This window comes from Streptomyces sp. AcH 505, assembly GCF_000818175.1.
GTDB lineage: Bacteria > Actinomycetota > Actinomycetes > Streptomycetales > Streptomycetaceae > Streptomyces.
In genome coordinates, this window is the sequence record NZ_JTIY01000001.1 from 6,018,564 (window position 1) to 6,020,166 (window position 1,603).

Sequence of the window (1,603 nt, forward strand, 5' to 3'; positions counted from 1 at the left end):
CGGTGTGCTGGCCGTCGTCGGACTCGGCTGGGCGGCCGTGCTGTACGCGTTGCCCGACCGGATCGGGCACCAACTCCTGGGCGCCACCTGGCAGTCGGCGTCCCAGATGTTCCCCGCCACCGGCACCCAGTACGCGTTCATGGCGCTCGGCACCTGCGGGCTCGTCACGCTGCGGGTGCTCAGCCCGCGCGCCACCCTGCCCCTGCAGATCGTCTTCTCGCTGCTCACCGTCGTGCTGATGCTCGGCGGTTACGCCGTCGACGGGGCGCTCGGCGCCGCGTGGGGCCTGGCAGCGGGCTCCGCCCTCAAGGCCCTCGCCGCCTGGATACGGGTCAGCCGGCTGCGTACCGAACCGGACAGGCTCGCGGACGATCAGCGCAGCGCCGCTCCCTTGTCCTGACGGTACGTCATGACGAGTGCGACACAGAGCACGGCGATCGCGATCCGCCCCGACGCCTGGAGCAGCGGCCCGCGCAGCAGGATGAACGAGTAGCCGGCCACCAGCGGCACCACCAGCGCGATCAGACTCCCCGGCGGCGCGCGCCGGGTCGCCCTGCGGGCGTATCTGCCGTCGACCCTGGCCGCCGCGTACCCCATGCCGAGCAGCCCGAGAGCCATGCCCAGCGGGCCGAAGTCGATCCACAGCTCGGCCCACACCGGCGAGGAGAGATTGGTGTTGACCGTGCCCATCCACTGGCCGACCATCACGCCCGTGTCGCGCGGCTTGCCCGGCCAGGCGGAGCGCGGCACGGCGAAGAAGACCGAACCTGCCAACTGGCGGCCGAAACTGTGGCCGTGCCCCGAGCGCACGAAGGTGATCGTGTTGGCGAACATGCCGACCTGGTCGTAGTCCTTGAGCGCCAGCGGCTGGAGCAGTGAAGTCGTCTCCACCGGGCGGTAGTTCTTCGCGTCGTAGCGGAAGCGGTCGGCGAACGGGAAGATCACCAGCGCCACCACGACACCCAGGCTTAGCGCCGCCCGGTACATCGCCGCACTCACCGGGAAGACCGTGAACAGCAGCGAGAACAGCACGGTCAGGAACCAGTAACGCGGATTGGATATCGGGTTGTTGACCACCAGGTTGAGCAAGCAGAGCGCCAGCCAGGTTGCGATCACCGGAGCCGAGCGGCGGGCCCGCCGCGACGTGACCAGCCACCGCGTGTACACCAGCAGCGCCAGCAGCGCGGGTACGGTGCCGAAACCGCGCAGCAGCGCCTGGCCCGCCTGCGAGTCGGCCTGCGAGAGCCCCGCGTCCGCGATCCCGGCGATGATCTCCTGCCGGCTGCTGAAGAACACCGCGGGGCCGCCCAGTTTGACGACGAACGCGGCGCTGCACACGAAGGCCGCCACCACCAGCAGATACAGCCGCCGTCTGTGCACCAAGGCGGGCCTGGTCGCCCCCCGCCCCGTACCGCCGGGCCGGTGCCGCGCCAGCAGCGCGCCCACGTCGAAGGCCACACAGCCGATCAGGATCAGCGCGACGGCCTCGGTCAGATCCGAGCGCGGGCCCACCACCGGGGTGGGCTCCTGGCCGAGCACCAGCTGCGCCAGCGGCGCCACCCCATCGCCATGTAGACGAAGAGCCAGAACGACCCCTGGAGCA

Annotated in this window: 2 pseudogenes; one reads left to right on the plus strand and one right to left on the minus strand. The window is 70.8% G+C overall.

The features are described from left to right. Positions 1-400, plus strand: a pseudogene (locus HY68_RS26875) (hypothetical protein); the annotation flags it as partial. Here the strand turns inward: HY68_RS26875 and HY68_RS26880 are convergent. Next, positions 373-1,603 (minus strand): annotated as a pseudogene (locus HY68_RS26880) (hypothetical protein); the annotation flags it as partial. The pseudogenes HY68_RS26875 and HY68_RS26880 sit on opposite strands and share 28 nt — an antisense overlap.